Origin of the sequence: Pseudomonas turukhanskensis (genome assembly GCF_027922365.1) — a bacterium.
Lineage (GTDB): Bacteria > Pseudomonadota > Gammaproteobacteria > Pseudomonadales > Pseudomonadaceae > Aquipseudomonas > Aquipseudomonas turukhanskensis.
In genome coordinates, this window is record NZ_BSFN01000007.1 from 52,561 (window position 1) to 76,825 (window position 24,265).

At 60.1% G+C, this 24,265-nt stretch carries 21 protein-coding genes; 1 reads left to right on the plus strand and 20 read right to left on the minus strand.

Annotation, left to right across the window (positions count from 1 at the left end; translation table 11 throughout):
* The first annotated feature begins 2 nt into the window (after positions 1-2).
* Positions 3-1,379 (plus strand): aspartate aminotransferase family protein, encoded by a 1,377-nt coding sequence (locus tag PKE98_RS13625; RefSeq protein WP_271195844.1) that lies wholly within the window; start codon positions 3-5, stop codon positions 1,377-1,379.
* Positions 1,380-1,497: 118 nt separating this feature from the next.
* Here the strand turns inward: PKE98_RS13625 and nuoN are convergent, their stop codons facing one another.
* From nuoN to purB, 20 genes are all read right to left on the minus strand, one after another.
* Complete coding sequence (nuoN, locus tag PKE98_RS13630; protein WP_271195845.1) at positions 1,498-2,967, minus strand: NADH-quinone oxidoreductase subunit NuoN; 1,470 nt, start codon at positions 2,965-2,967, stop codon at positions 1,498-1,500.
* A 1-nt stretch (position 2,968) separates the two neighbouring features.
* Positions 2,969-4,501, minus strand: coding sequence for an NADH-quinone oxidoreductase subunit M (gene nuoM, locus PKE98_RS13635; protein ID WP_271195846.1), 1,533 nt, complete (start codon positions 4,499-4,501; stop codon positions 2,969-2,971).
* A gap of 15 nt (positions 4,502-4,516) precedes the next feature.
* Positions 4,517-6,367: an NADH-quinone oxidoreductase subunit L gene (gene nuoL / locus PKE98_RS13640; RefSeq protein WP_271195848.1), complete on the minus strand. Its 1,851-nt coding sequence runs from the start codon at positions 6,365-6,367 to the stop codon at positions 4,517-4,519.
* Positions 6,364-6,672, minus strand: a complete 309-nt coding sequence (gene nuoK / locus PKE98_RS13645; protein ID WP_108094510.1) for an NADH-quinone oxidoreductase subunit NuoK — start codon at positions 6,670-6,672, stop codon at positions 6,364-6,366. The genes nuoL and nuoK overlap by 4 nt, the downstream gene beginning before the upstream one ends.
* Positions 6,672-7,178, minus strand: a complete 507-nt coding sequence (gene nuoJ, locus PKE98_RS13650; protein WP_271195849.1) for an NADH-quinone oxidoreductase subunit J — start codon at positions 7,176-7,178, stop codon at positions 6,672-6,674. The genes nuoK and nuoJ overlap by 1 nt, the downstream gene beginning before the upstream one ends.
* Before the next feature lie 61 nt (positions 7,179-7,239).
* On the minus strand, positions 7,240-7,788 hold the full coding sequence (gene nuoI, locus PKE98_RS13655; RefSeq protein ID WP_373877856.1) for an NADH-quinone oxidoreductase subunit NuoI: 549 nt from the start codon (positions 7,786-7,788) through the stop codon (positions 7,240-7,242).
* A 12-nt stretch (positions 7,789-7,800) separates the two neighbouring features.
* A complete protein-coding gene (gene nuoH, locus PKE98_RS13660) occupies positions 7,801-8,808 on the minus strand; it encodes an NADH-quinone oxidoreductase subunit NuoH (RefSeq protein ID WP_108094513.1) in 1,008 nt (335 codons plus the stop codon).
* Positions 8,805-11,522: an NADH-quinone oxidoreductase subunit NuoG gene (nuoG, locus tag PKE98_RS13665; RefSeq protein WP_271195851.1), complete on the minus strand. Its 2,718-nt coding sequence runs from the start codon at positions 11,520-11,522 to the stop codon at positions 8,805-8,807. Before nuoG ends, nuoH begins: the two co-directional genes overlap by 4 nt.
* A gap of 153 nt (positions 11,523-11,675) precedes the next feature.
* Positions 11,676-13,040, minus strand: a complete 1,365-nt coding sequence (nuoF, locus tag PKE98_RS13670) for an NADH-quinone oxidoreductase subunit NuoF (RefSeq protein ID WP_271195853.1) — start codon at positions 13,038-13,040, stop codon at positions 11,676-11,678.
* Complete coding sequence (gene nuoE / locus PKE98_RS13675) at positions 13,037-13,534, minus strand: NADH-quinone oxidoreductase subunit NuoE (protein ID WP_271195854.1); 498 nt, start codon at positions 13,532-13,534, stop codon at positions 13,037-13,039. The genes nuoF and nuoE overlap by 4 nt, the downstream gene beginning before the upstream one ends.
* 2 nt (positions 13,535-13,536) lie before the next feature.
* Positions 13,537-15,318: an NADH-quinone oxidoreductase subunit C/D gene (gene nuoC / locus PKE98_RS13680; protein WP_271195855.1), complete on the minus strand. Its 1,782-nt coding sequence runs from the start codon at positions 15,316-15,318 to the stop codon at positions 13,537-13,539.
* A 68-nt stretch (positions 15,319-15,386) separates the two neighbouring features.
* On the minus strand, positions 15,387-16,061 hold the full coding sequence (locus tag PKE98_RS13685) for a NuoB/complex I 20 kDa subunit family protein (RefSeq protein WP_271195856.1): 675 nt from the start codon (positions 16,059-16,061) through the stop codon (positions 15,387-15,389).
* A 10-nt stretch (positions 16,062-16,071) separates the two neighbouring features.
* Positions 16,072-16,464 carry an NADH-quinone oxidoreductase subunit A gene (locus PKE98_RS13690; protein ID WP_373877861.1) on the minus strand — a complete coding sequence of 131 codons (393 nt, stop codon included), beginning with the start codon at positions 16,462-16,464 and terminating at the stop codon, positions 16,072-16,074.
* A 415-nt stretch (positions 16,465-16,879) separates the two neighbouring features.
* Positions 16,880-17,368, minus strand: a complete 489-nt coding sequence (locus PKE98_RS13695; RefSeq protein WP_271195858.1) for a DUF4442 domain-containing protein — start codon at positions 17,366-17,368, stop codon at positions 16,880-16,882.
* Positions 17,369-17,619: 251 nt separating this feature from the next.
* The gene (locus PKE98_RS13700) at positions 17,620-19,215 is read right to left on the minus strand and encodes an isocitrate lyase (RefSeq protein ID WP_271195859.1); all 1,596 of its coding nucleotides are present in this window, start codon (positions 19,213-19,215) and stop codon (positions 17,620-17,622) included.
* A 502-nt stretch (positions 19,216-19,717) separates the two neighbouring features.
* Positions 19,718-20,527 carry a secretin N-terminal domain-containing protein gene (locus PKE98_RS13705; RefSeq protein WP_271195860.1) on the minus strand — a complete coding sequence of 270 codons (810 nt, stop codon included), beginning with the start codon at positions 20,525-20,527 and terminating at the stop codon, positions 19,718-19,720.
* Entirely contained in the window at positions 20,524-21,177 is a 654-nt protein-coding gene (locus PKE98_RS13710) for a DUF7931 domain-containing protein (RefSeq protein WP_271195861.1), read from the minus strand. Before PKE98_RS13710 ends, PKE98_RS13705 begins: the two co-directional genes overlap by 4 nt.
* Positions 21,178-21,184: 7 nt before the next feature.
* Positions 21,185-21,613, minus strand: a complete 429-nt coding sequence (locus PKE98_RS13715) for a GNAT family N-acetyltransferase (protein ID WP_271195862.1) — start codon at positions 21,611-21,613, stop codon at positions 21,185-21,187.
* On the minus strand, positions 21,606-22,772 hold the full coding sequence (locus PKE98_RS13720; protein WP_271195863.1) for a ribosomal protein uL16 3-hydroxylase: 1,167 nt from the start codon (positions 22,770-22,772) through the stop codon (positions 21,606-21,608). Before PKE98_RS13720 ends, PKE98_RS13715 begins: the two co-directional genes overlap by 8 nt.
* 77 nt (positions 22,773-22,849) lie before the next feature.
* Positions 22,850-24,220 (minus strand): adenylosuccinate lyase, encoded by a 1,371-nt coding sequence (gene purB, locus PKE98_RS13725; protein ID WP_271195864.1) that lies wholly within the window; start codon positions 24,218-24,220, stop codon positions 22,850-22,852.
* Between the last annotated feature and the right edge of the window lie 45 nt (positions 24,221-24,265).

Genomic DNA, 24,265 nt, shown 5'->3' on the forward strand with positions numbered 1-24,265 from the left:
GTATGAGCAAGTCAGCCGATGTACCGCAAAAAAAGAACCCCAAAACGCTGGAATGGCAAGCCCTTAGCGGCAGTCATCACCTGGCGCCCTTCAGTGACTACAAGCAACTGAAACAGGTGGGCCCGCGCATCATCACCAACGCCGACGGCGTGTATTTGTGGGATAGCGAAGGCAACAAGATTCTCGACGCCATGGCCGGTCTCTGGTGCGTGGCCATCGGCTACGGCCGAGACGAGCTGGCCGATGCCGCCGCCAAGCAGATGAAAGAGTTGCCGTTCTACAACACCTTTTTTATGACCGCGCACCCGCCGGTGCTGGAGCTGGCAAAAACCATCGCCGAGCTGGCGCCAGCGCACATGAACCACGTGTTCTTTACCGGTTCGGGCTCCGAAGGTAACGACACCATGCTGCGTATGGTCCGTCATTACTGGCAGGTAAAAGGCAAGCCGCAGAAGAAGGTGATCATTGGCCGTATCAACGGCTATCACGGTTCTACCGTGGCCGGCGCGGCGCTGGGCGGGATGCAAGGCATGCACGACCAAGGCGGTACCTTGCCGGACATCGTGCATATCCCGCAGCCTTACTGGTTCGGTGAGGGCGGCGACATGAGCCCGGCCGAGTTCGGTATCTGGGCGGCCGATCAACTGGAAAAGAAAATTCTCGAAGTCGGCGAAGACAAGGTTGCCGCCTTTATTGCCGAGCCGATTCAGGGCGCCGGCGGTGTGATCATTCCGCCAGAAACCTACTGGCCGCGCGTGCGCGAGATTCTGGCCAAGTACGACATTCTGTTCGCTGCCGACGAAGTGATCTGTGGCTTTGGCCGCACCGGCGAGTGGTTCGGTAGCGACTATTACGGCAACACCCCGGACCTGATGACCATCGCCAAGGGCCTGACCTCCGGGTACATCCCCATGGGCGGCCTGATCGTCAGCGACAAGGTGGCAGACGTCATCAATGAAGGCGGCGATTTCAACCACGGCTTCACCTATTCCGGGCATCCGGTAGCTGCGGCTGTGGCGTTGGAAAACCTACGGATTATTCGCGAGGAGAAGATTCTCGAGAACGTGCGCGAAGAGACTGCGCCGTATCTGCAGAAACGCTTGCGTGAGCTGGCGGATCATCCGCTGGTAGGGGAGGTGCGTGGCCTGGGCATGCTCGGTGCCATCGAACTGGTAAAAGACAAAGCCACCCGCGCGCGTTACGAAGGCAAGGGCGTGGGCATGATCTGCCGTGGGCATTGCTTCAACAACGGCCTGATCATGCGCGCCGTTGGCGACACCATGATCATTGCGCCGCCGCTGGTGATCAGCAAAGCCGAGATCGATGAGCTGGTGGAAAAGGCGCGCAAGTGCCTGGACCTGACCTTGGCTGATTTGTAGGAGCCAGCTCGCTGGCGAAGCTCTTCGTTTGCAGGGTTCGCGAGCAAGCTCGCTCCTACGATTTTCACCCACAAAAAAGCCCGGCATTTAGCCGGGCTTTTTCATTGCCATGCAAACCTTAGTGAATCAGGGCCATGGTCGAGTGCTGCACCAGTTCTAGCAACGGCTGCGGGTACACGCCGAGGAAGAACGCCAGCAGCGCAACCGCCACCAGCATCAGGCCGCCCGTGCGTTGGCCCCAGTTAAACGGTGCATCGTGGCGATGCAGGTTCGGCTCCACCAGGAACAGGGTGACCATCACGCGCAGGTAGTAGAACACGCCAATCGCGCTGCCCAGCACCATGGCTGCCAGCAGCCACCATTGATGGGATTGCACACCGACCATGATCACGTAGAACTTGCCGATAAAGCCGGACGTCAGCGGAATACCGGCCAGCGACAGCATCATTACGGTAAGTACCGCGGTCAGGTACGGACGGCGCCAGAACAGGCCGCGGTATTCGTACAGGGCGTCGGCGTCGCGACCGCTGTAAGGCGTCGACATCAGGGTGATCACCCCGAAGGCGCCGAGGCTGGTCAGCACGTAAGTGGCCAGGTACACGCCCACCGCTTCCACGGCCAGGCCATGGCCGGCGATCACGGCAATCAGCAGGTAACCGAAGTGAGCGATGGAGGAGTAACCCAGCAGACGCTTGAGGTTGTTTTGCAGCAGTGCCAGCAGGTTACCGACCAGAATCGAAGCGACAGCGATCACCGACAGCACGGTGGTCAGCAGGCCTTCGTTGGCAGCCGGGGAGAGCAGGAACAGGCGCACCATCACCACGAACACGGCCACTTTACTGGCGGTGGCCAGGAAGGCAGCGACCGGCGCCGGAGCACCTTCGTAGACGTCTGGCGTCCACAGGTGGAACGGTACCAGCGACAGTTTGAACGCCAGGCCCACCAGCATCATGCCCAAGCCCAGTTGCGCCATGGCGCTCTGTGCACCGGTGGCTGCCAGCTTGGCGCCGATGCCGGCGAAGCTCAGCGTGCCAGCGTCTGCGTAGAGCAGGGCCATACCGAACAGCAGGAAGGCCGAACCGGCGGCCGACAGCACCATGTATTTGATGCCGGCTTCCAGCGAGCGCTTGTTGAAGAAGGCGTATGCCACCATGCCGTACACCGGCACCGACAGCAGCTCCAGGCCGATGAACAGGCCCGCCAGGTGCTGTGCGCAGACCAGCACAATGCCGCCGGCAGCCGCCAGCAGAATCAGCAGGTACAGCTCGTCGCGGTTGCCTGGGAAGCCGACCTTGTCGTCGCCCATATAGGCATGCACCAGCGTTACGCAGGCCAGGGTCGCGACCAGAATCAGGCCGATATAGAAGTTGGCGAAGTTATCGACCAGCAGCAGGCTGGTGACGGCCAGCGGGGTGGCTTTGACAGCCGGGATCAGCGACAGCAGAGCCAGGTTCAGACCCAGGCCCGAGAGCACGAAGGTCTGGCTGTGGTTGCGGCGCCAGGCGATTGCCAGCATTACGACCACGATGGTGGCGCAAACCACCAGCAGCGGCAGCAGGGCGAGCAGGTGTTGAGTCGTGAATTCCATATTACAGACTGCCCGATGCGAGTTGAGGGAGAGCGGCACCGAGCCACTGTTGAACGCCATGCATGGTGGCTGCGGAGGTGTCGAGGATCGGCTGCGGGTACACCCCGAGCAAAATCAGCAACACCGCCAGGCCCAGCACCATGAACATCTCACGGGCATTCATGCCTCGCAGCGCATCGTCGGATTTGGTCGGGCCGAAGTAGGCACGGTGAATCATGATCAGCGAGTACACCGAACCGAACACCAGGCCGGTGGCCGCGACAATCGTGAACCATGGGAAGGCTTTGAAGGCGCCGATCAGAATCAGGAATTCGCCAACAAAGTTACCGGTGCCCGGCAAGCCCAGTGCGGCTGCCGCAAAGAACAGGCTGATGGCTGGCAGGTACGGCAAGCGACCCCAGATACCGCCCATTTCACGCATGTCACGGGTGTGCAGGCGCTCATAGAGCTGGCCGCTGAGGATAAACAGTGCCGATGCCGACAGACCGTGGGCAATCATCTGCACCACTGCGCCTTGCAGAGCGATCTGGCTGCCGGAGTAGATGGCGATCAGCACGAAACCCATGTGCGACACGCTGGAGTAGGCAATCAGGCGCTTGATGTCGGTCTGGGCGAACGACAGCAGGGCACCGTAAATGATCGCGAACACGCCCAGGTACATAGCGATAGTGGCGAACTCGGCCGAAGCATGCGGGAACAGCGGCAACGCGAAACGCAGCAGACCGTAGGCCGCCGTTTTCAGCAGGATGCCGGCCAGGTCGACGGAACCGGCGGTAGGCGCCTGAGCGTGCGCATCCGGCAACCAGGAGTGAAACGGCACCACCGGAAACTTCACCGCGAAGGCAATGAAGAAGCCCAGCATCAGAATGTATTCGGTGCCTTCCGACATCTTGGTTTTCAGCAGGTCGGCGTAATTGAAAGTGATGACGCCGGTGCTGCTGTAGTTGACGAACACCAGGCCAAGAATCGCGATCAACATGATCAGGCCGCTGGCCTGGGTGTAGATGAAGAACTTGGTGGCCGCGTTGATGCGGGTGTTGCCCTTGCTACCACTGTGACCCCAGAGCGCGATGAGGAAGTACATCGGCACCAGCATCATTTCCCAGAAGAAGAAGAACAGGAACAGGTCGATAGCCAGGAACACGCCCACCACGCCGCCAAGAATCCACAGCAGGTTGAGGTGGAAGAAGCCGACGCGGTTCTGGATTTCATTCCAGGAGCAGAGCACGGAAAGCACACCGAGCAGGCCAGTCAGCACGATCATCAAGACCGACAGACCGTCCATGGCCAGGTGAATGGTGATGCCGAAGCGCTCGATCCATAGCACCTTGAATTCATGGGCCCAGACCGGGTCAGCACCCGGCACGGGGGCGCGGCTGAAGTCGCCGGTGGTCCACAGCCACAAGCTCAGGCCGAACAGCAGCACCATGCTGAGCAGGGCGATCCAGCGCGGCAGGGTGTTGCCGAACCGTTCGGCCTGCCAGCACAGCAGGCCGCCGATAAAGGGAATCAGGATTAGCCAAGGCAGAATCATGACGGGCTGTTTTCCTTAATTCAAAATCAGAAGAAGGGCGAGCAGCAGCACGGCACCGCCGGCCACCGAGGCCGAGTACCAGCGCAGGTTGCCGGTTTCGGTGCGGCTCATCAGGCTGTTGCCCAGGCGTACCAGACGCGGGATTAAACCGATGCTGCTATTGATGGGGTCGTTGCCCAGCAGGCGGGTAATCAGCAGGTACGGCTGCACGAAAATCTTGTCGTAGAGCCAGTCAAAACCCCATGCCGCAAACCACCAGGCCGACAGCAACTTACCCGGGCCGCTGTTGGCGACGGCGCTAACAAAGCGGCGCTTGCCGAGGAACAGCACGGCAGCCAGGGCGATACCGGCAATGGCGATAAGGCCGGACGACAGCTCCAGACTGTGCTTGGCTTCGCCACCGGCGTGGCCGAAGCTTTCTGGCAATACGCCAGCCAGTGGCGGGCTGATAAGGGCGCCGATAAAGGTCGACAGCACGATCAGTACACCCAGCGGCAGCCAGTGGCTGATGCCGTGGCCAGCGTGGGCCTCGGTTTTCGCCTCGCCGTGGAAGGCGATAAAGATCAGGCGGAAGGTGTACAGCGAGGTCATGAACGCACCGACCAGGCCGGCATACAGCAAACCGGTGTGGCCACTGGCGAAGGCTTCCCAGAGGATCTCATCCTTGGAGTAGAAGCCGGCAGTCACGAACGGCAGGGCGGCCAGAGCGGCACCACCGACGATAAAGCTGGCATAGGCCAACGGCAGTTTCTTCCACAGGCCGCCCATCTTGAAGATGTTCTGCTCGTGGTGGCAGGCAACGATCACCGCACCGGAGGCAAGGAACAGCAGGGCCTTGAAGAAGGCGTGGGTCATCAGGTGAAAAATCGCCGCGTCCCAGGCACCAACGCCCAGGGCCAGGAACATGTAGCCGATCTGGCTCATGGTCGAGTAGGCGAGGATGCGCTTGATGTCGGTTTGTACCAGTGCGGCGAAACCTGCCAGCACCAGGGTCACAGCGCCGACGATACCGACCAGCTCGAGAATTTCCGGGGTCAGCAGGAACAGGCCGTGGGTACGGGCGATCAGGTAGACGCCAGCGGTCACCATGGTCGCCGCGTGAATCAGTGCGGAAACCGGGGTAGGACCGGCCATTGCATCGGCGAGCCAGGTTTGCAGCGGCAGCTGGGCCGATTTACCGACGGCGCCACCCAGCAGCATCAGGGTCGCCCACCACAGCCAGGTATCACCAGCCACCAGTTTCTGTGGCGCCAATACCATCAGCTCCTGAATGTTCAGGGTGCCCAGGTGCTGGAACAGCAGGAACAGGCCGATGGCCATAAACACGTCGCCGATACGGGTGACGATAAAGGCCTTCAGTGCCGCGTTACCGTTGTTGCGGTTGCTGTAGTAGAAGCCGATCAACAGGTAGCTGCACAGGCCCACACCTTCCCAACCGAAGTAGAGGAACAGCAGGTTATCGCCGAGCACCAGGAACAACATGCTGGTGATAAACAGGTTGGTGTAGGAGAAGAAACGGGAGTAACCGTCTTCACCACGCATGTACCAGGAGGCGAACAGGTGGATGAGAAAGCCCACGCCAGTAACGACACCGAGCATGGTCAGCGACAGGCCGTCCAGGTACAGGGTGAAACTTGGCGCAAAGCCGTCTACCGACATCCACTGCCACAGCACTTGGGTGTACACGCCACCCTCCGGCGGGTTGACGTTGAATTGGTAGATCAGAAAGGCGGTGGTCAGGGCCGACAGGCCAACCGAACCCACGCCGATCAGCGCCGAGAGGTTTTCCGACCATTTGCCGCGGGAAAAGGACAGCAGCAACCAGCCGATCAGGGGGAACGTAAACGTCAGAAATAGAAGGTTCATCCGCGCATCTCGCTGGCAGCGTCGATATCGAGGGTGTGGAAGCGGCGATACAGCTGCAGCAACACGGCCAGGCCGATACTGGCTTCGGCGGCAGCCAAGCTCAGTACCAGAATGAACATGACTTGCCCGTCAGGCTGGGCCCAACGACTTCCGGCGACGATGAATGCCAAGCCCGCAGCGTTCATCATGATTTCCAGGCTCATCAGCACGAAGAGGATGTTGCGGCGCACCATCAGGCCAACCAGGCCGAGGCAGAACAGCACACCCGCGACGGCTAGGCCGTGCTCCAGGGGGATCGAATTCATCATTGGATTTCCTTCGCCTCTTGACGGCCGAGGTGGAATGCAGCGACCACCGCTGCCAGCAGCAGCATGGAGGCCAGTTCAACCACCAGTAGGTAAGGACCAAACAGACTGATACCGACGGCCTTTGGGCCAACCGTGGTCAAACCGACAGCACCAACGCTAGGGCTGCCAAACAGGACGTAGAGCAGCTCGGCCAGCAGCAGCAGGGCAAGAATGGCTGGGCCAACCCAGATGCCCGGCGTCAGCCAGGCACGTTCCTGGGTCGAAGCAGCCGGGCCGAGGTTGAGCATCATCACCACGAAGACGAACAGCACCATGATGGCGCCGGCGTAGACGATGATTTCCAGCGCACCGGCAAAGGGAGCACCGAGGCTGAAGAAGGTCATCGACACGGCCAACAACGAAATGATCAGGTAGAGCAGGGCGTGCACGGGGTTGGTGTTGGTGATCACTCGTAGAGTGGACACCACCGCCACGCCGGACGCGAAGTAGAAAGCGAATTCCATAGTCAGTTTCCCACGACGGATACAGGCAGCCAGCGGCCGGTCAGGATCAATTGAGTGCGCATTACGGCAGCAGCCCCTTGACGTTGATCGGCTCGGCTTCGTTCTGTGCCGCGCCCTTTGGTTTCCCGGCAATGGCCATACCAGCCACGCGGTAGAAGTTGTAGTCCGGGTTTTTGCCAGGGCCGGAAATCAGCAAGTCTTCTTTCTCGTACACCAGGTCCTGACGCTTGAGCTCGGCCATTTCGAAATCCGGCGTCAGCTGGATAGCGGTAGTCGGGCACGCTTCCTCGCACAGACCACAGAAGATGCAGCGCGAGAAGTTGATGCGGAAGAACTCCGGATACCAACGACCGTCGTCGGTTTCGGCTTTCTGCAAGGCAATACAACCGACCGGGCAGGCTACGGCGCACAGGTTGCAGGCTACGCAGCGCTCTTCACCATCGGGGTCGCGGGTAAGCACGATACGGCCACGGTAGCGCGGCGGCAGGTACACCGGCTCTTCCGGGTATTGCAGGGTGTCGCGGGGGCGGAAGGCATGGGAGAACACCATCACCAGGCTGCGAAGCTGGGTGAAGGTGCCATGCACGATGTCGAATACGTATTTGAGCATGGTCATTCTCCTTTACTGAGCCACGCCGGCCGGGGTGTTGAGCAACACCACGGCAGCGGTCACCAGCAAATTGATCAGGGTCAGCGGCAGGCAGAACTTCCAGCTGAAATCCATCACCTGGTCATAGCGCGGGCGCGGAATAGAGGCGCGCAGCAGAATGAACAACATGATGAAGAAGCCGGTCTTGAGCGCGAACCATACGAATGACAACGACGGCAGGATATTGAACGGGCCATGCCAGCCGCCGAAGAACAGGGTAACCAGCAGCGCCGAGATGAGCACGATACCGATGTATTCACCCACGAAGAACATGCCCCACTTCATGCCGGCGTATTCGATGTGATAACCGTCGGCCAGCTCTTGCTCGGCTTCCGGTTGGTCGAACGGGTGACGGTGAGTTACGGCCACGCCAGCGATAAAGAAGGTACAGAAGCCGAAGAACTGCGGAATGATGAACCACAGGTTTTGCGCCTGGTATTCAACGATTTCACGCATGTTGAACGAGCCCGCCTGAATCACGATGCCCATCAGCGACAGGCCCATGAACACCTCGTACGACACGGTTTGTGCCGAGGCCCGCAAGCTGCCGAGGAGGGCGAACTTGTTGTTGCTCGACCAACCGGCGAACAACACCGCGTACACCGAAAGACCAGCCATGGCGAAGAAGAACAGCAGGCCAATGTTCAGGTCCGCCACGCCCCAGGTCGGGGTGATCGGGATAATCGCGAAGGCGATCAGCAGGCAGCTCATGGCGACAACCGGAGCCAGGGTGAAAATCACCTTGTCGGCGAACGGTGGCGTCCAGTCTTCCTTGAAGAACATCTTGATCATGTCAGCAGCGATCTGAAACGCACCGAACGGGCCGACGCGGTTCGGACCATAGCGGTCTTGCCACAGTGCCAGCAGGCGACGTTCCACCCAGCTCAATAGCGCGCCGCAGACGACGACCGCGAGCAGAATGACGATGGCCTTGAGTACGGCGATGATCACGTCGATCACTTCAGGAGTGAACCAACTCATTGCGCGGCCTCCTGCAGCGAATCAGCTGTTTTGCCAGCAATCGCGGCGGGAATGCCCGCCAGACCTACCGGCAGGGCGACCAGACCGGCGCTGAGCTCTTCGCTTACACGCAGCGGCAGACGCAAGGTCTGCCCGGCCACGTTGAGGCTGACCAGCGCGCCGTCGTTCACGCCCAGGCGGGCGGCTTCGGAACTGGCGACAGCCACGTAGGCCTCTGGAATGCGCTGTTGTACCGGCGCGGCGCGCGAGGAGTTCTCTTCGCTACCAAACAGGTGATGCACCGGCACAACCTGCCAGGTGCCTGGCGCCGGGTTGAACGCGCCCGGTGCAGTGGCGAACCAGCTCAGACCATCACCTTTGCTTTCGATCAGGCGGGTGCCCGGGTCACCGGCGCGCAGGTGGCCGCCGACTTCGTCCTGGAATTTGTTCCAGGCTTGCGGCGAGTTCCAGCCCGGCGACCAGGCGAATGGCACCTGCTGACGCGGCTCGGCGGAGCCCGAGTAACCTTCCATGGAGAAGGCGAAGGCGGTGTCTTGGTCTTGCGGAGTGCGCGGTTCGTGCACGCTGATATTGGCGCGCATCGAGGTGCGACCGCTGTAACGCAGCGGCTCACGGGCCATTTTCAGGCCTTTGATGCGGAACGCGGCGCTCGGTGCGGCTTCGACGATACCGGCCAGCAACGGCGTGCTGGCAGCGGTGGCGGCGGTGACGTGGTCGAGCTGGGTCCAGTCAACGTCCTGGCCGAGCAGGGTGCTGCGTAGGGCGTGCAACCAGCGCCAGCCTTCGTGAACGAGGATGTTGGCGTCGTAGTAGGTGGGGTCGAACACCTGGAAGAAGCGCTGCGCGCGGCCTTCCTGGCTGACCAGGGTGCCATCGCCTTCGGCGAAGCTGGCAGCCGGCAGCACCAGATGGGCGCGGGCGGTGGTATCGGTTTGCTGGTGATCGGCCACGATCACCACTTTGGCAGCGGCAAGGGCAGCATCCACCAGGGCCTTGTCGGCACGGGTGTACAGATCGTTTTCCAGCACCACAATGGCATCGGCCTTACCGTCGACTACCGCTTGCAGCGCGGCGTCAGCGCAGTTACCGCCGAGCATGGTCAGGCCGAGGCTGTTGGCTTCGCCGACGACCAGGCTCAGCGAACCATTTTTCTCGCGCAACTTGAGGGCCTTGGCGATGTTGGCGGCCGCTTCGATTAGGGCCTTGTTGCCCAGCGAGGTGCCGGCAATGACCAGCGGACGCTTGGCCGCCAGCAGGCTGTTGGCGATGCGCTGAGCCAGTTCCAGAGCTTCGGCATCCAGGCCGGCAACGGCCGGGGCGCTGGCGTCGATGGCGTGGGCCACGGCAAAACCAATGCGCGCCAGGTCGTCGGGCGCGGCGTGCACGCACTCTTCGGCGACGTCATCGAGCTTGGTGGCGTCGAGGCTGGCGATGTACAGCGGGTTCAGCGCGTGCTGGCCAATGTTCTGCACGGCCGCGTTGAGCCACGGCTGAATCTTCATGGCTTCGGCCATGTCTTCGGCCTTACCTTTTACGGTCTGGCGCAGGGCCAGGGCGATGCGGGCGGCGGTCTGGGTCAGGTCTTCGCCGAGGACGAATACGGCATCGTGCTCTTCGATTTCGCGCATGTTCGGAATGGGCAGCGGGCAATTTTGCAGCACGTCCAATACAAGGCGCAGGTTGTCCAACTCGTTAGCTGCGATGCCTGAGTAGAAATGCTCGGCACCCACCAGCTCGCGCAGGGCGTAGTTACTTTCCAGGCTGGCGCGTGGCGAACCGATACCGACGATAGTGCGGCCGCGCAATAGATCGGCGGCAGTGTCGAGGGCCGAATCGACGCTCAGTTTCTGGTTGCCAGCCGTCAGCAGGGGCTGACGTGGGCGATCGGTCCGGTTGACGTAGCCATAACCAAAACGACCACGGTCGCAGAGGAAATACTGGTTAACGGAGCCGTTGTAACGGTTTTCGATGCGGCGGATTTCGCCGTAACGCTCACCGGGGCTGATGTTGCAGCCGCTCGAGCAGCCATGGCAAATGCTCGGCGAGAACTGCATGTCCCACTTGCGGTTGTAGCGCTCGGAGTGGGTTTTGTCGGTGAACACACCGGTCGGGCAGACTTCGGTGAGGTTGCCGGAGAACTCGCTTTCCAGCACGCCGTCTTCAACGCGACCGAAGTACACGTTGTCGTGAGCGCCAAATACGCCCAGGTCGGTGCCGCCAGCGTAGTCTTTATAGAAGCGCACGCAGCGGTAGCAGGCGATGCAGCGGTTCATCTCGTGGGCGATGAAGGGGCCGAGTTCCTGGTTCTGGTGGGTGCGTTTGGTGAATCGATAACGGCGCTCGTTGTGGCCGGTCATTACCGTCATGTCTTGCAGGTGGCAATGGCCGCCTTCCTCGCACACCGGGCAGTCGTGCGGGTGGTTGGTCATCAGCCATTCGACGACGCTGGCGCGGAACGCCTTGGACTCTTCGTCGTCGATGGAAATCCAGGTGTTGTCGGTGGCGGGGGTCATGCAGGACATGACGATACGACCGCGGGTGTCGTTTTCGTCGGTGTACTGTTTCACCGCGCACTGGCGGCAGGCGCCGACGCTACCGAGCGCCGGGTGCCAGCAGAAGTACGGAATGTCGAGGCCAAGGGACAGACAGGCCTGTAACAGGTTGTCAGCTCCATCGACTTCGAGCGCTTTGCCGTCTACGTGGATAGTGGCCATATTCAAGTTTCTTCGTTGGCCCGTTGTTGGTCTGGGAAACCCGCGTTGTGTGCGGTTTTCGCCACCCTCAACTGGCGGGCGTGGCTAATAGAATCACGGTTCGATGGGGCCAGAGCGCTGGGTGAAGCATTCACTGGCCGCCGTCGCTAAAACTCAGGCGCTGACAAACTGCACAGGCGCCACCGGGGCTGCGCTGCGGGAAATCCCCGCTTCGAACTCCGGTCGGAAATATTTGATCGCGCTGCCCAGTGGCTCCACGGCACCCGGTGCATGCGCACAGAAGGTTTTGCCAGGGCCGAGGAAGTTGACCAAGCCTTCGAGGGTTTCGATATCGCCGGGTTGCCCCTTGCCGGTCTCGATGGCGCGCAACACTTTCACGCTCCACGGCAGACCATCACGGCACGGCGTACAGAAACCGCAGGACTCACGGGCGAAGAACTCTTCCATGTTGCGCAGCAGGCCGACCATGTTGACGGTGTTGTCCACCGCCATGGCCAAGCCGGTACCCATACGCGTGCCGACTTTGGCAATGCCGCCGGCATACATTTGCGCGTCGAGGTGCTCGGGCAACAGGAAGCCGGTACCGGCACCGCCGGGCTGCCAGGCTTTGAGGGTGAAGCCGTCGCGCATGCCGCCGGCGTAGTCTTCGAACAGCTCGCGACCGGTCACGCCGAACGGCAGCTCCCACAGACCAGGGTTTTTCACCTTGCCGGAGAAACCCATGAGCTTGGTGCCCATGTCTTCGCTGCCCGGACGGGCCAGACCCTTGTACCACTCGATGCCGTTGCCAACGATGGCCGGCACGTTGCACAGGGTTTCAACGTTGTTGACGCAGGTCGGCTTGCCCCACACGCCGACAGCGGCAGGGAAGGGCGGCTTCGAGCGAGGGTTGGCGCGGCGGCCTTCGAGGGAGTTGATCAGCGCGGTTTCTTCACCGCAGATATAACGCCCGGCGCCGGTGTGCACGAACAGCTCGAAATCAAAACCGCTGCCGAGAATGTTCTTGCCCAGCAGGCCGGCGGCCTTGGCTTCCTCAACGGCGCGGTTGAGGTTGGCGGCGGCATCGACGTATTCGCCCCGCAGGAAGATGTAACCGCGATAGGCCTTGAGCGCCCGCGCACTGATCAGCATGCCTTCGATCAGCAAGTGCGGCAGCTGCTCCATGAGCATGCGGTCTTTCCAGGTGTTGGGTTCCATTTCATCCGCGTTGCACAGCAGGTAGCGGATGTTCATGGATTCGTCTTTGGGCATCAGCCCCCACTTCACGCCCGTGGGGAAGCCGGCACCACCACGGCCCTTCAGGCCGGAGTCTTTTACGGTTTGCACGATCTCGTCCTGCGACAGATCGGCGAAGGCTTTGCGCGCGGCGGCATAGCCGTCTTTGGCCTGGTATTCCTCCAGCCACACGGGCTGCGCGTCATCACGCAGGCGCCAGGTGAGCGGGTGGGTTTCCGGCGTGCGGGCAATGCTGTTGGCCGGGCCGAAGGAGGTCAGGCGGTTGGTCGAAGCGGACGTCATACGTAAGCCTCCAACAGTTTCGCCACGCCGTCGGCTTGTACGTCGCCGAAGGTATGGTCGTCGATCATCAGCGCTGGGGCCTTGTCGCAGTTACCCAGGCAGCACACGGGCAGCAGGGTAAAGCGGCCGTCGGCAGTGGTTTGGCCGAGACCAATGCCCAACTGCTGTTGAATGCTGCTGACCACGGACTCATGGCCGCCGATGTAGCAGACCATGCTGTCGCACACACGAATAACGTGGCGGCCGACCGGCTGGCGGAAGATCTGGCTGTAGAACGTGGCCACACCTTCAACGTCGCTGGCAGGAATGCCGATGATTTCGCCGATGGCGGCAATGGCGCCGTCCGGCACCCAACCACGGGCTTTTTGTACGATCTTCAGCGCTTCGATGGAGGCCGCGCGCGAATCCTCGTAGTGGTGCAACTCATGCTCGATGGCCGAACGCTCGGCATCGCTGAGGGTGAAACGGTCGGTTTGAATCAGCGTGGTAGTCATAGTTAGCGGTCCACGTCAGCCATAACGAAGTCGATACTGCCCAGGTACGCGATAAGGTCCGCGACCATGCTGCCGCGGATCACCGAGGGGATCTGCTGCAGGTGCGGGAAGCTCGGCGTACGAATACGGGTGCGGTAGCTCATGGTGCCGCCATCGCTCGTCAGGTAATAACTGTTGATGCCCTTGGTCGCTTCGATCATCTGGAAGCTCTCGTTGGCCGGCATGACCGGGCCCCACGACACTTGCAGGAAGTGCGTGATCAAGGTCTCGATGTGCTGCAGGGTGCGCTCTTTGGGCGGCGGCGTGGTCAGCGGGTGGTCCGCCTTGTACGGGCCTTCCGGCATGTTGCGCAGGCACTGGTCGATGATCTTGATGCTCTGGCGCATTTCTTCCACGCGCACGATGCAGCGGTCGTAGGCGTCGCCATTGACGGCCAGCGGCACTTCGAATTCGAAGTTTTCGTAGCCCGAATAAGGGCGTGCTTTACGCAGGTCGAAGTCCAGGCCGGTGGAGCGCAGGCCGGCACCGGTAATACCCCATTCCAGGGCTTCCTTGGTGTTGTACTGGGCAACGCCAATGGTACGGCCACGCAGAATGCTGTTTTTCAGGGCGGCTTTTTCGTATTCGTCGAGGCGTTTTGGCAGCCATTCAACGAAGTCTTTCACCAGTTTTTCCCAACCGCGCGGCAGGTCGTGTGCCACACCACCGATGCGGTACCAAGCCGGGTGCAGGCGGAAACCGGTGATGGCTTCGATCACGGTGTACGCGCGCTGGCGGTCGGTAAAGGTGAAGAACACCGGCGTCATGGCGCCGACGTCTTGAATGTAGGTACCCAGGAACAGCAGGTGGCTGGTGATGCGGAAGAACTCGGCCATCATGATGCGGATAACGTCGACCTTTTCCGGCACCTTGATTCCGGCCAGCTTCTCGACCGAAAGCACGTACGGCAGGTTGTTCATCACGCCGCCGAGGTAGTCGATACGGTCGGTGTACGGAATGAAGCTGTGCCAGGACTGACGCTCGGCCATCTTCTCGGCGCCACGGTGGTGGTAACCGACTTCCGGCACGCAATCGACGATTTCTTCACCGTCCAGCTGCAGCACGATGCGGAAGGCACCGTGGGCCGAAGGGTGGTTGGGGCCGAGGTTGAGGAACATGTAGTCCTCGTTCTCGTTGCCGCGCTTCATGCCCCAGTCTTCCGGGTTGAAGCGGGCGGCTTCTTCTTCCAGGTTCTGCTTGGCAACCGAGAGGCTGAACGGGTCGAACTCGGTGGCGCGTGCCGGGTAGTCCTTGCGCAGCGGGTGACCCTGCCAGGTCGGCGGCATCATGATGCGGGTGAGGTGCGGGTGGCCGGCAAAGGTGATGCCGTACATGTCCCAGACTTCGCGCTCGTACCAGTTGGCGTTGGGCCAGATATTGGTGACGGTCGGCAAGTTGAGGTCGCGCTCGGACAAGGCGACCTTGATCATCACGTCACTGTTACGCTCGATCGACATCAGGTGGTAGAACACCGTGAAGTCGGCGCCCGGCAGCCCGCGGCGCTGGGTGCGCAGGCGCTCGTCGACGCCGTGCAGGTCGTAGAGCATCACGTAGGGTTTGGGCAACTGACGCAGGAAGGTCAGTACCTCGATCAGGCGTTCACGGGCCACCCACAGCACCGGCATGCCGGTGCGGGTTTGCTGCGCGGTAAACGCATCGGCGCCGAAGCGCGTGTTCAGTTCGTTGACGACGTCTTGGTCGTCTGCCTTGTAAGGCGGGATGTACAGAGCGGTGTCTGCAGTCATGGTCTCGGTCGCTATCAGTCAACGTAAAGGGTGAATCCGGCGGGCTTTCTGGGTAAGAAAAAGCTAGATCACACTTCGTCGGGGCTGCGCAGGTTGGTTACCTGAATACGCTGTTCACGGCGCTGTTCCTTTTGCGACGGCATATCGGCGCGGTACACGCCTTGTTCGCCGACGACCCAGGAAAGAGGGCGACGCTCCTGGCCAATCGATTCCTGCAACAGCATCAATGCCTGCAGGAATGCTTCTGGGCGCGGAGGGCAGCCGGGCACGTAAACGTCCACGGGCAGGAATTTGTCCACCCCCTGAACGACAGAGTAAATATCGTACATGCCGCCGGAATTCGCGCAGGCGCCCATGGAGATAACCCACTTGGGCTCGAGCATTTGCTCGTACAAGCGCTGAATGACCGGAGCCATTTTTACAAAACAGGTACCTGCGACCACCATGAAGTCGGCCTGACGGGGTGATGCACGAATTACTTCGGCACCAAACCGGGCGATGTCATGGGGAGCGGTAAAGGCAGTCGTCATCTCCACGTAGCAGCAAGAGAGACCGAAGTTGTACGGCCACAGGGAGTTCTTACGCCCCCAGTTGACCGCACCGGTCAGTACGTCCTGCAATTTGCCCATGTAGATGTTTTTGTGGACTTGATCCTCTAGAGGATCGGAAACGGTCTCCCGTTCGCCGATCGGATACTGCTCATTCGGCGCATCCGGGTCGATCCTGGTGAGTTTGTATTGCATCGCCAAAGCCTCATTGTTTTAGCTTCGCCTGCCGCTTGCGACGACCTTCGGGAGCCCAATCAAGAGCACCGATGCGCCATAGGTAGACAAGACCTGCCAACAGAATTGCTATAAAAACTGTAGCTTCAATAAAGCCGGCCCATCCGCTTTCGCGAACAGACACCGACCAGGCGAAGAGAAAGAGGGCTTCAACGTCGAAGATCACGAAAAGCATCGCGACCAGATAGAATTTTGCCGACAGGCGCAGGCGCGCGTTGCCGGTGGGCAGCATGCCGGATTCGAATGGTTCGTTTTTGCTGCGACCCCAGGCCTTGCTACCGAGCAGGCTGGATACACCGAGCATGAAGGCACACAGGCCAACAACACCCAACAGGAAGATGGCAAAGCCCCAGTTGTGGGACATGGTCACGACGGCTTCAACAGGCATGCCGGTACTCCTTAGACAAGCATCGGCGAAATCATGGAAAGTGAAAGTTGCTGGTTCTCAATGCTTAGCCAGCAATCTAATTTTCGTAATTTTATGCGTGTCTGGCTTAGTAAGTAAATTTTTCCTTATAAAAAATTAACTTACGGGCCAACATGTTAGCGCTGCAAATCGCGCAAAGCCCCGTGCGACGGGGTTATGGCGCTTTCTAAGTCCTTAGTCGTATATCCGCGATTTTGTTGTTTATGACTGCAAAGTGTGCTCTAGATGATATTCATTGTTATTTAGAGGGTTTGCATTCACGTCTGACTGCTCAAACAGGATAGTTGCTGTTTGCATAGATGCGAGCGAAGCCCGTGGGGGAAGTAAGCAGCGATGTTACGGTTGTGGTGGATCAACGCTTTTTACTCACCCAGGCCCACAGCATTTCGCAACGAATCGGCTCGATTCCAGCCTCGTCAGTCACCGTTACGCTTACTACGACTTCGCCTTTTTCGTGCGTGCCAATGGCTTCAATCTGTTGCGCGGTTAGCACGGCGGTTGCCTGCAATGCGCCAGTGGCGCGCTTCAGATAATCCACCTTCAGGCTTTTGATCAGCGGCAGTTTGTCGTCCGGCACATTCATGCCCACCAGAAAGCCGGTCGCGGATTCGGCCAGTAATACCATTGCCGCAGCATGTACGCCGTTGATGTGGTTTTGCACCGGGCGGCGGTTGGCGAGGCTCAACACGGCGCGGTCGAACGTGAGTGAGTGCACGCGCACCTTGGCGGTACTGGCGAATTTCACCTGAGAGCCGAAAAGCAGGGAGAGGGCAGGAGTGCGCAGGGCGTGCGGCAGCTTGCTGATGAGGGTGACGGCGCGGTTGAGGCGGTTGGTGGGCATACGGGGCTCCTGATGAGGGGGGAGCCTATGTTCGGCGTCGCCTGCGGCTCAACCCAACCTACGACGGGACACGCGCCAGTGTAGGAGCGAGCTTGCTCGCGAACCCTAAAAGCGGAGCGCTTCGCCAGCAAGCTGGCTCCTACAAAGAGAAAGTCACGTGCTGGATATTTTCATCAGGCATAAAAAAGGCGAACCGAAGTTCGCCTTTTTCTTCACACCTTGAGCCGAGGCTCAGGAGTCAATTCCGTGAATCAATGGAATTGGTTCATGGTGTTGTCTTTACCGCTTGCTTTCAGAGCGGCTTCGCCAGCGAAGTACTCTTTATGGTTGTCGCCGATGTCGGAGCCAGCCATGTTCTGGTGCTTGACGCAGGCGATACCCTGACGCAGTTCCTGACGCTGAACGCCTTTCACGTAGGCCAGCATGCCTTGGTCGGCGAAGTAGCCTTTTGCCAGGTTGTCGGTGGACAGCGCAGCAGTGTGGTAGGTCGGCAGGGTGATCAGGTGGTGGAAGATACCAGCCTGTTGCGAGCCGTCGCGTTGGAAGGTACGGATCTTCTCGTCGGCAACCTGAGCCAGCTCGGTTTCGTCGTAGTCGACGCTCATCAGCTTGGCGCGGTCGTAAGCGGAAACGTCTTTGCCTTCGGCAACGAATGCATCGAACACTTGCTGACGGAAGTTCAGGGTCCAGTTGAAGGACGGGCTGTTGTTGTAAACCAGCTTGGCGTTCGGGATTACCTTGCGGATCTCGTTAACCATGGCAGCGATCTGGCCAACGTGTGGCTTCTCGGTTTCGATCCACAGCAGGTCAGCGCCGTTCTGCAGCGAGGTAATGCAGTCCAGGATGCAGCGAGCTTCGCCGGTGCCAGCGCGGAACTGGAACAGGTTGGAAGGCAGGCGCTTAGGACGCAGCAGTTTGCCGCCACGGTTCAGAACCACGTCACCGTTGTTCAGCTCGGAAGCCGAAACTTCTTCGCAGTCCAGGAAGGAGTTGTACTGGTCGCCCAGGTCGCCTGCTTCTTTGGTTACCGCGATTTGTTTGGTCAGGCCGGCACCCAGGGAGTCGGTACGGGCAACGATCACGCCGTCGTCCACGCCCAGTTCCAGGAATGCGTAGCGAACTGCGTTGATCTTGGCCAGGAAGTCTTCGTGCGGAACGGTCACTTTGCCGTCTTGGTGGCCGCACTGCTTCTCGTCAGAAACCTGGTTTTCGATCTGGATGCAGCAAGCACCCGCTTCGATCATTTTCTTGGCCAGCAGGTAGGTGGCTTCCGGGTTACCGAAACCAGCGTCGATGTCGGCAATGATCGGTACTACGTGGGTTTCGTAGCCGTCGATTTGAGCCTGGATTTCGTCTGCTTTGACTTTGTCGCCGGAAGCGCGGGCGGCGTCCAGGGCGGTGAACAGCAGGTCCAGCTCACGGGCGTCAGCCTGGCGCAGGAAGGTGTACAGCTCTTCGATCAGACCGGAAACGGCGGTCTTCTCGTGCATGGATTGGTCTGGCAGCGGGCCGAAGTCCGAACGCAGGGCAGCAACCATCCAGCCGGAAAGGTACAGGTAGCGCTTGTCGGTAGTCTTCAGGTGCTTTTTGATCGAGATCAGCTTCTGCTGACCGATGAAGCCGTGCCAGCAGCCCAGGGACTGGGTGTAGACGGAGGAGTTAGCGTCGTACTCGGCCATGTCTTTGCGCATGATAGCGGCGGTGTACTTGGCGATATCCAGACCGGTTTTGAAGCGGTTCTGAGCGCGCATACGAGCGACGGACTCTGGGTTGATCGCACTCCAGCTATTGCCGGCGGTTTCTTTCAAAGCGGCTACGGCTTTGATGTCATTTTGATAAGCAGACATGGTCAATCCTTCAAAGTTGATGATTGGTTGAGCACGACACTTCCCTTTTCAAAACCGGACAAGCAAAGCGGTCTTGCAGCGGGCGGTGTACTGCAGGGCAACGAGATATCGACTGAGACGGGATTGAAGCTGAGGAGGGGGCAGAGGGGGCGTACAGGTCGATGGCGTCAGCTGCATTGGCACTTGCTGGTTCGTGGAAACCGATGGGTGTCGTCGTAGGCTGAAGCTGCCAATCTGGCTGTTACGTTAAACGCTTCCCCGTCCCTCAGGACAACTTCGTTCCAGTCGCAATCTCGTCGAACTGCCTTTTGAGCGGTAAAACACGAATCGAATCTACGGTAAGCAGGTTGCGATCCGGAGACCTGTGTAAAGGCCTCTGATTAGCGGGAGCGGGGCCATCATGCCTCTGCGCAGGCACTTCGTCAAACGTTTTGTAGTGCTTTTTTCTTACTACTACATATTGTTCGACGTGCGACCGGATGGTCACTAATTCGCCCTGTAGTCAGTCCAGGGCATCGACCTTGAGGCGCAGCGTCATGTCGTCGCGGCCTTGGGTGGAGCGGCGCTGCACAAAGCCGCTCTGGTCGGACTGGGCGTTCTCATTCACGCCACCGATGGTGATCCATTCGCCGAGGCGTCCGGTGACCTTGGTGTCGGTGTTTTGAATGTTGATCGCGCCTTGCTGGGTTTGGCTCAGGCGGTCGTTGTTGTTGCTGATGCTGACGTGCACCAGGTCGCCGGTGAGGCTGGCGGTGACATAAAAGCCGCGCATTACATTGCGGTACTCGGTGTTGTTGTAAGGTCGCCCATAGCTGTCGACGCTGGTATTGGTCAGCGGCACGCTCTGACCCACCTGAATCAGTGCGGGATAGCCTTCGTTGGTTTGTACCTGCTGGGTGCCGCCGTTGCGGCTTTGGGTGCTGCGATTGATGATGCGCACCTGATCACGACCATTGACTTCACCACGCCCCGTTTGCACCTCGGCATTGCCGGCGCTGATTGTGCTGTTTACCGAGTAACCCTGGTCGTTCATATGGTTGCTGTCGGTGGTCTCGACGCTGATCAGCAGGCGTTTGGGTTGCTTGTCGATCTGCTTGAGCAGGTCGCGCACTTCCTGCAATTTTGCCGGCGGCGCATTGACGATCAGTTGGTTGCCATAGTTGCTGGCCCGGCCTTCGTTGCCCAGTACCGATTGCACCACCGGCAATACGTCGTCGGCGGTGCGGTAGTTCAGTGGCATCACTTCGGTCGCCGCCAGCACGGGTAAGCTGATGCTCAAACAAAAGATGGCAAGCAGGGCGCGCAAGGTCATACCAGAAGACTCCGTAAATCCAGGTCGGTGACGCTGACGTCCCAGGCCTGATCGAATTTGTTTTGCAGAACCCGTACTTGGCCCGGGTCGTTATACAGTGCGTAGCCGACGATCTGTTCCAGCTTGGGTCGCAGCAGCAAGCCGTTAGTATCGGCCAGCAGGTAAGCCGTGTCTTCGTAGGTATAGCTGGGGTTGAGCTTGCGGATTTGCAGGCTGCTGGACAGTCGTCGCGACAATTGCAGCAGGCGATGGCCATCCTTCACGGCGCTGGTGGAATCGTTCAGCAAGATGCGCAGGCGGTTTTTCGGGTTGGCCAGCAGAAATTGGGTGCACGCCTCTTGCACGCTGCTGTGGTTGTACAGCCAGCGTTCGAGGTCGGGGGTATAGATGCACAGGCTTCGTTGCGCCTGCTGCATTAGCGCGAGGGCGTGGGCCTGAGCCTGCTCGGGCTGCGTGAAGTGCTGGAGGTGGCGTTCGCCGCCTAGGTGGAAGGGCGCGGGTTCGCGGCGCTCCGGTTGGGCTTGGAGCGGCGGTGGGTTGTGCACGGAAAAACTGCCCGGCGAGACAAACTCGATGGCGGGCAGTTCGGTGGGTGAAGTGTCCGCGGCACCTTCCGTGGTGGCTGATTGCGGTTCGTCGTTGTCGATCATCCTGACCTCACTTACTGGTGCGTTTCATCTCTACGTGGGGGATGCCGGCGTCGAGAAACTCGCCACTGACAACGGTAAAGCCTAGACGCTCGTAGAAGGCCGTGGCGTGAACCTGGGCACTGAGCATTTGCTCTTTGAGCCCGCGGCGTTCGGCTTCGTTGATAACCGCGGTCATCAATGCTTCGCCGACTTTCAGCCCGCGCCAATCCTTGAGTACCGACACTCGACCGATATGGCCGTCGGGCAGCAGGCGGGCGGTGCCGATAGCGTAATCGCCATCGACTGCCAAAAAGTGCACCGCTTCGACATCTTCGGCATCCCATTCCAGCTCAGGCGGTACCGCCTGCTCGGCAATGAATACGGTCTCGCGGATTCGGCGCAGGTCAGCGTTGTCTTTTTGCCAACTGGCGACCCGCACTTGCACGTTGCTACTCATCTGCAAACTCCAGACTTCCTTGTTTGACCAGTTCCAAGACGAGGTTACGCCCTTCGTCATCGGCCAGCCATTGGCCGAGGTTTTCCATGTGCAGCACATCGGCCGAGCAGATCAGCTTCAGCAGCTCGCGTAGGCTGGCCGACAGCAGGCGGCTCTGGCCGCTGGCGAACAGCACCAGGTCTTCGCCGACTTCGGACCAGGCCAAGCGGGCGCTTGGGTTGCGAACCAGCATGGCGCCGTTCTCGATCTGGTCGAGCAACTCGTCTTCGCTCAGCTCGGTGCCGGCTACCAACTCCGGGTATTTGGGCTCGGTCATGAACTGGCCGAACCAGGTCATCAGCAAGCGTTCATCGCCCATGTGCTCGTTGAGCAGCGCCTTGAGGCGGTCCAGCGAATCACGCTGGATCTGGTGCGGGTCGCTGGCCGGCTGGGTGCCGGCGTCGCTGTAGCGTTCTTCGTCCGGCAGAAATTGGCTGAGGAAGTCTGTGAAATGGGTCAGAACTTCTGCGGCGCTAGGGGCGCGGAAACCCACGGAATAAGTCATGCAATCATCCTCGGCGGTGCCATAGTGAGCCAAACGTGGCGGCAGATAGAGCATGTCGCCGGGCTCCAACACCCATTCGTCGGTCTGTTCAAAGTTGGCCAGAATGCGCAGGTCCGCATGCTCGAGCATGGGGCTGTCTGAGTCGCACATCTGGCCGATTTTCCAGCGCCGGCGTCCCTGGCCCTGGAGAAGAAAAACGTCGTAGTTATCGAAGTGCGGGCCCACGCCGCCACCTGGGGTGGCAAAGCTGATCATCACGTCGTCGATGCGCCAGCTGGGCAGAAAGCGGAAGTTCTGCAGTAGCTCGGCGACTTCCGGTACGAATTGGTCGACGGCTTGTACCAGCAGGGTCCAGTCGCGCTCGGGCAGGTCGGCGAAAGCGTCCTCTGCGAACGGGCCGCGACGCAGCTCCCATGGCCGCTCGCCGTGCTCAAGGATCAGGCGCGACTCGACTTCTTCTTCCAGCGCCAGGCCGGCGAGTTCGTCGGGGGAGATGGGGCTTTCAAAGTCGCTGATGGCTTGGCGCACCAGCAAGGGTTTCTTCTGCCAGTAGTCGCGCAGGAATTCGCGAGCGGTAATACCACCGAGCATCTGAAGCGGAATATCAGGATTCATAGCTAAGCCCTTGAAATTGTTCTAAGCCCATAAATAAAAACGCCCGGCACTGCCGGGCGTGCGCAGGGCGGTAGCGATCAGATGCGCTTGGCCTGGGCGGCGGCGTTGCCCGCGTAGCCAGCCGGGGTCAGGGCGCGCAACTGCACTTTGGCCTCGCCTGGGATATCCAGCCCATCGATAAAAGTCTGCAGTGCTTCGCTGCTGATGCCTTTGCCGCGGGTCAGCTCCTTGAGCTTCTCGTAAGCGTTCTCTACGCCGTAGCGGCGCATGACGGTTTGCACCGGCTCGGCCAACACTTCCCAGCAGGCGTCGAGGTCGGCAGCAATGCGCTGTTCGTTGAGCTCCAGCTTGCTGATGCCCTTCAAGGTGGCTTCGTACGCGATCACGCTGTGGGCGAAGCCGACGCCGAGGTTGCGCAGTACGGTGGAGTCGGTCAGGTCGCGCTGCCAGCGGGAAATCGGCAGTTTGCTGGCCAGGTGCTGCAGCAGAGCGTTGGCGATACCCAGGTTGCCTTCGGAGTTTTCGAAGTCGATTGGGTTGACCTTGTGCGGCATGGTCGACGAGCCGATTTCGCCAGCGATGGTGCGCTGCTTGAAGTAGCCGAGCGAAATATAGCCCCAGATATCGCGATCGAAGTCGATCAGGATGGTGTTGAACCGCGCCACGGCGTCGAATAGCTCGGCAATATAGTCGTGCGGCTCAATCTGGGTGGTGTAGGGGTTGAAGCTCAAGCCCAGTTCGCCTTCGATGAATTGCTTGGCGTTGGCTTCCCAGTCGACATCCGGGTAGGCCGACAGGTGGGCGTTGTAGTTGCCCACCGCGCCGTTGATTTTACCCAACAGCGGCACGGCTGCGACCTGAGCGATCTGGCGCTCCAGGCGGTAAACCACGTTGGCCAGCTCTTTGCCCAGGGTGGTAGGCGAAGCCGGTTGGCCATGGGTGCGCGAGAGCATCGGCACGTCGGCAAAACGGTGGGCCAGTTCGCGAATGGCGTCGGCCAGTTGCTGCATCAGCGGCAGCAGCACGGTGTCGCGGCCTTCGCGCAGCATCAGAGCGTGGGACAGGTTGTTGATGTCCTCACTGGTGCAGGCGAAGTGGATGAACTCGCTGACGGCGGCCAGTTCAGGCAGCTTGGCGGCTTGTTCCTTGAGCAGGTATTCCACGGCTTTGACGTCGTGGTTGGTGGTGCGCTCGATTTCTTTCACACGTTCGGCGTGTTCAATCTGGAAGTCTTCGGCCAGGGTGTTGAGCAGGGCGTTGGCTTCTACCGAGAAGGGTGCAACTTCCGGGATGCCGGTGTGGGCGGCCAGGCGCTGCAACCAGCGAACCTCGACCATGACGCGGAAACGGACCAGGCCGTATTCGCTGAAGATTGGGCGCAGAGCGCTGGTTTTGCTGGCGTAACGGCCATCAACGGGGGATACCGCGGTGAGCGAGGAGAGCTGCATGGGGCGTTCTCGGACAGTCGGGCGACGAAAAGGGGCGCGAATTAT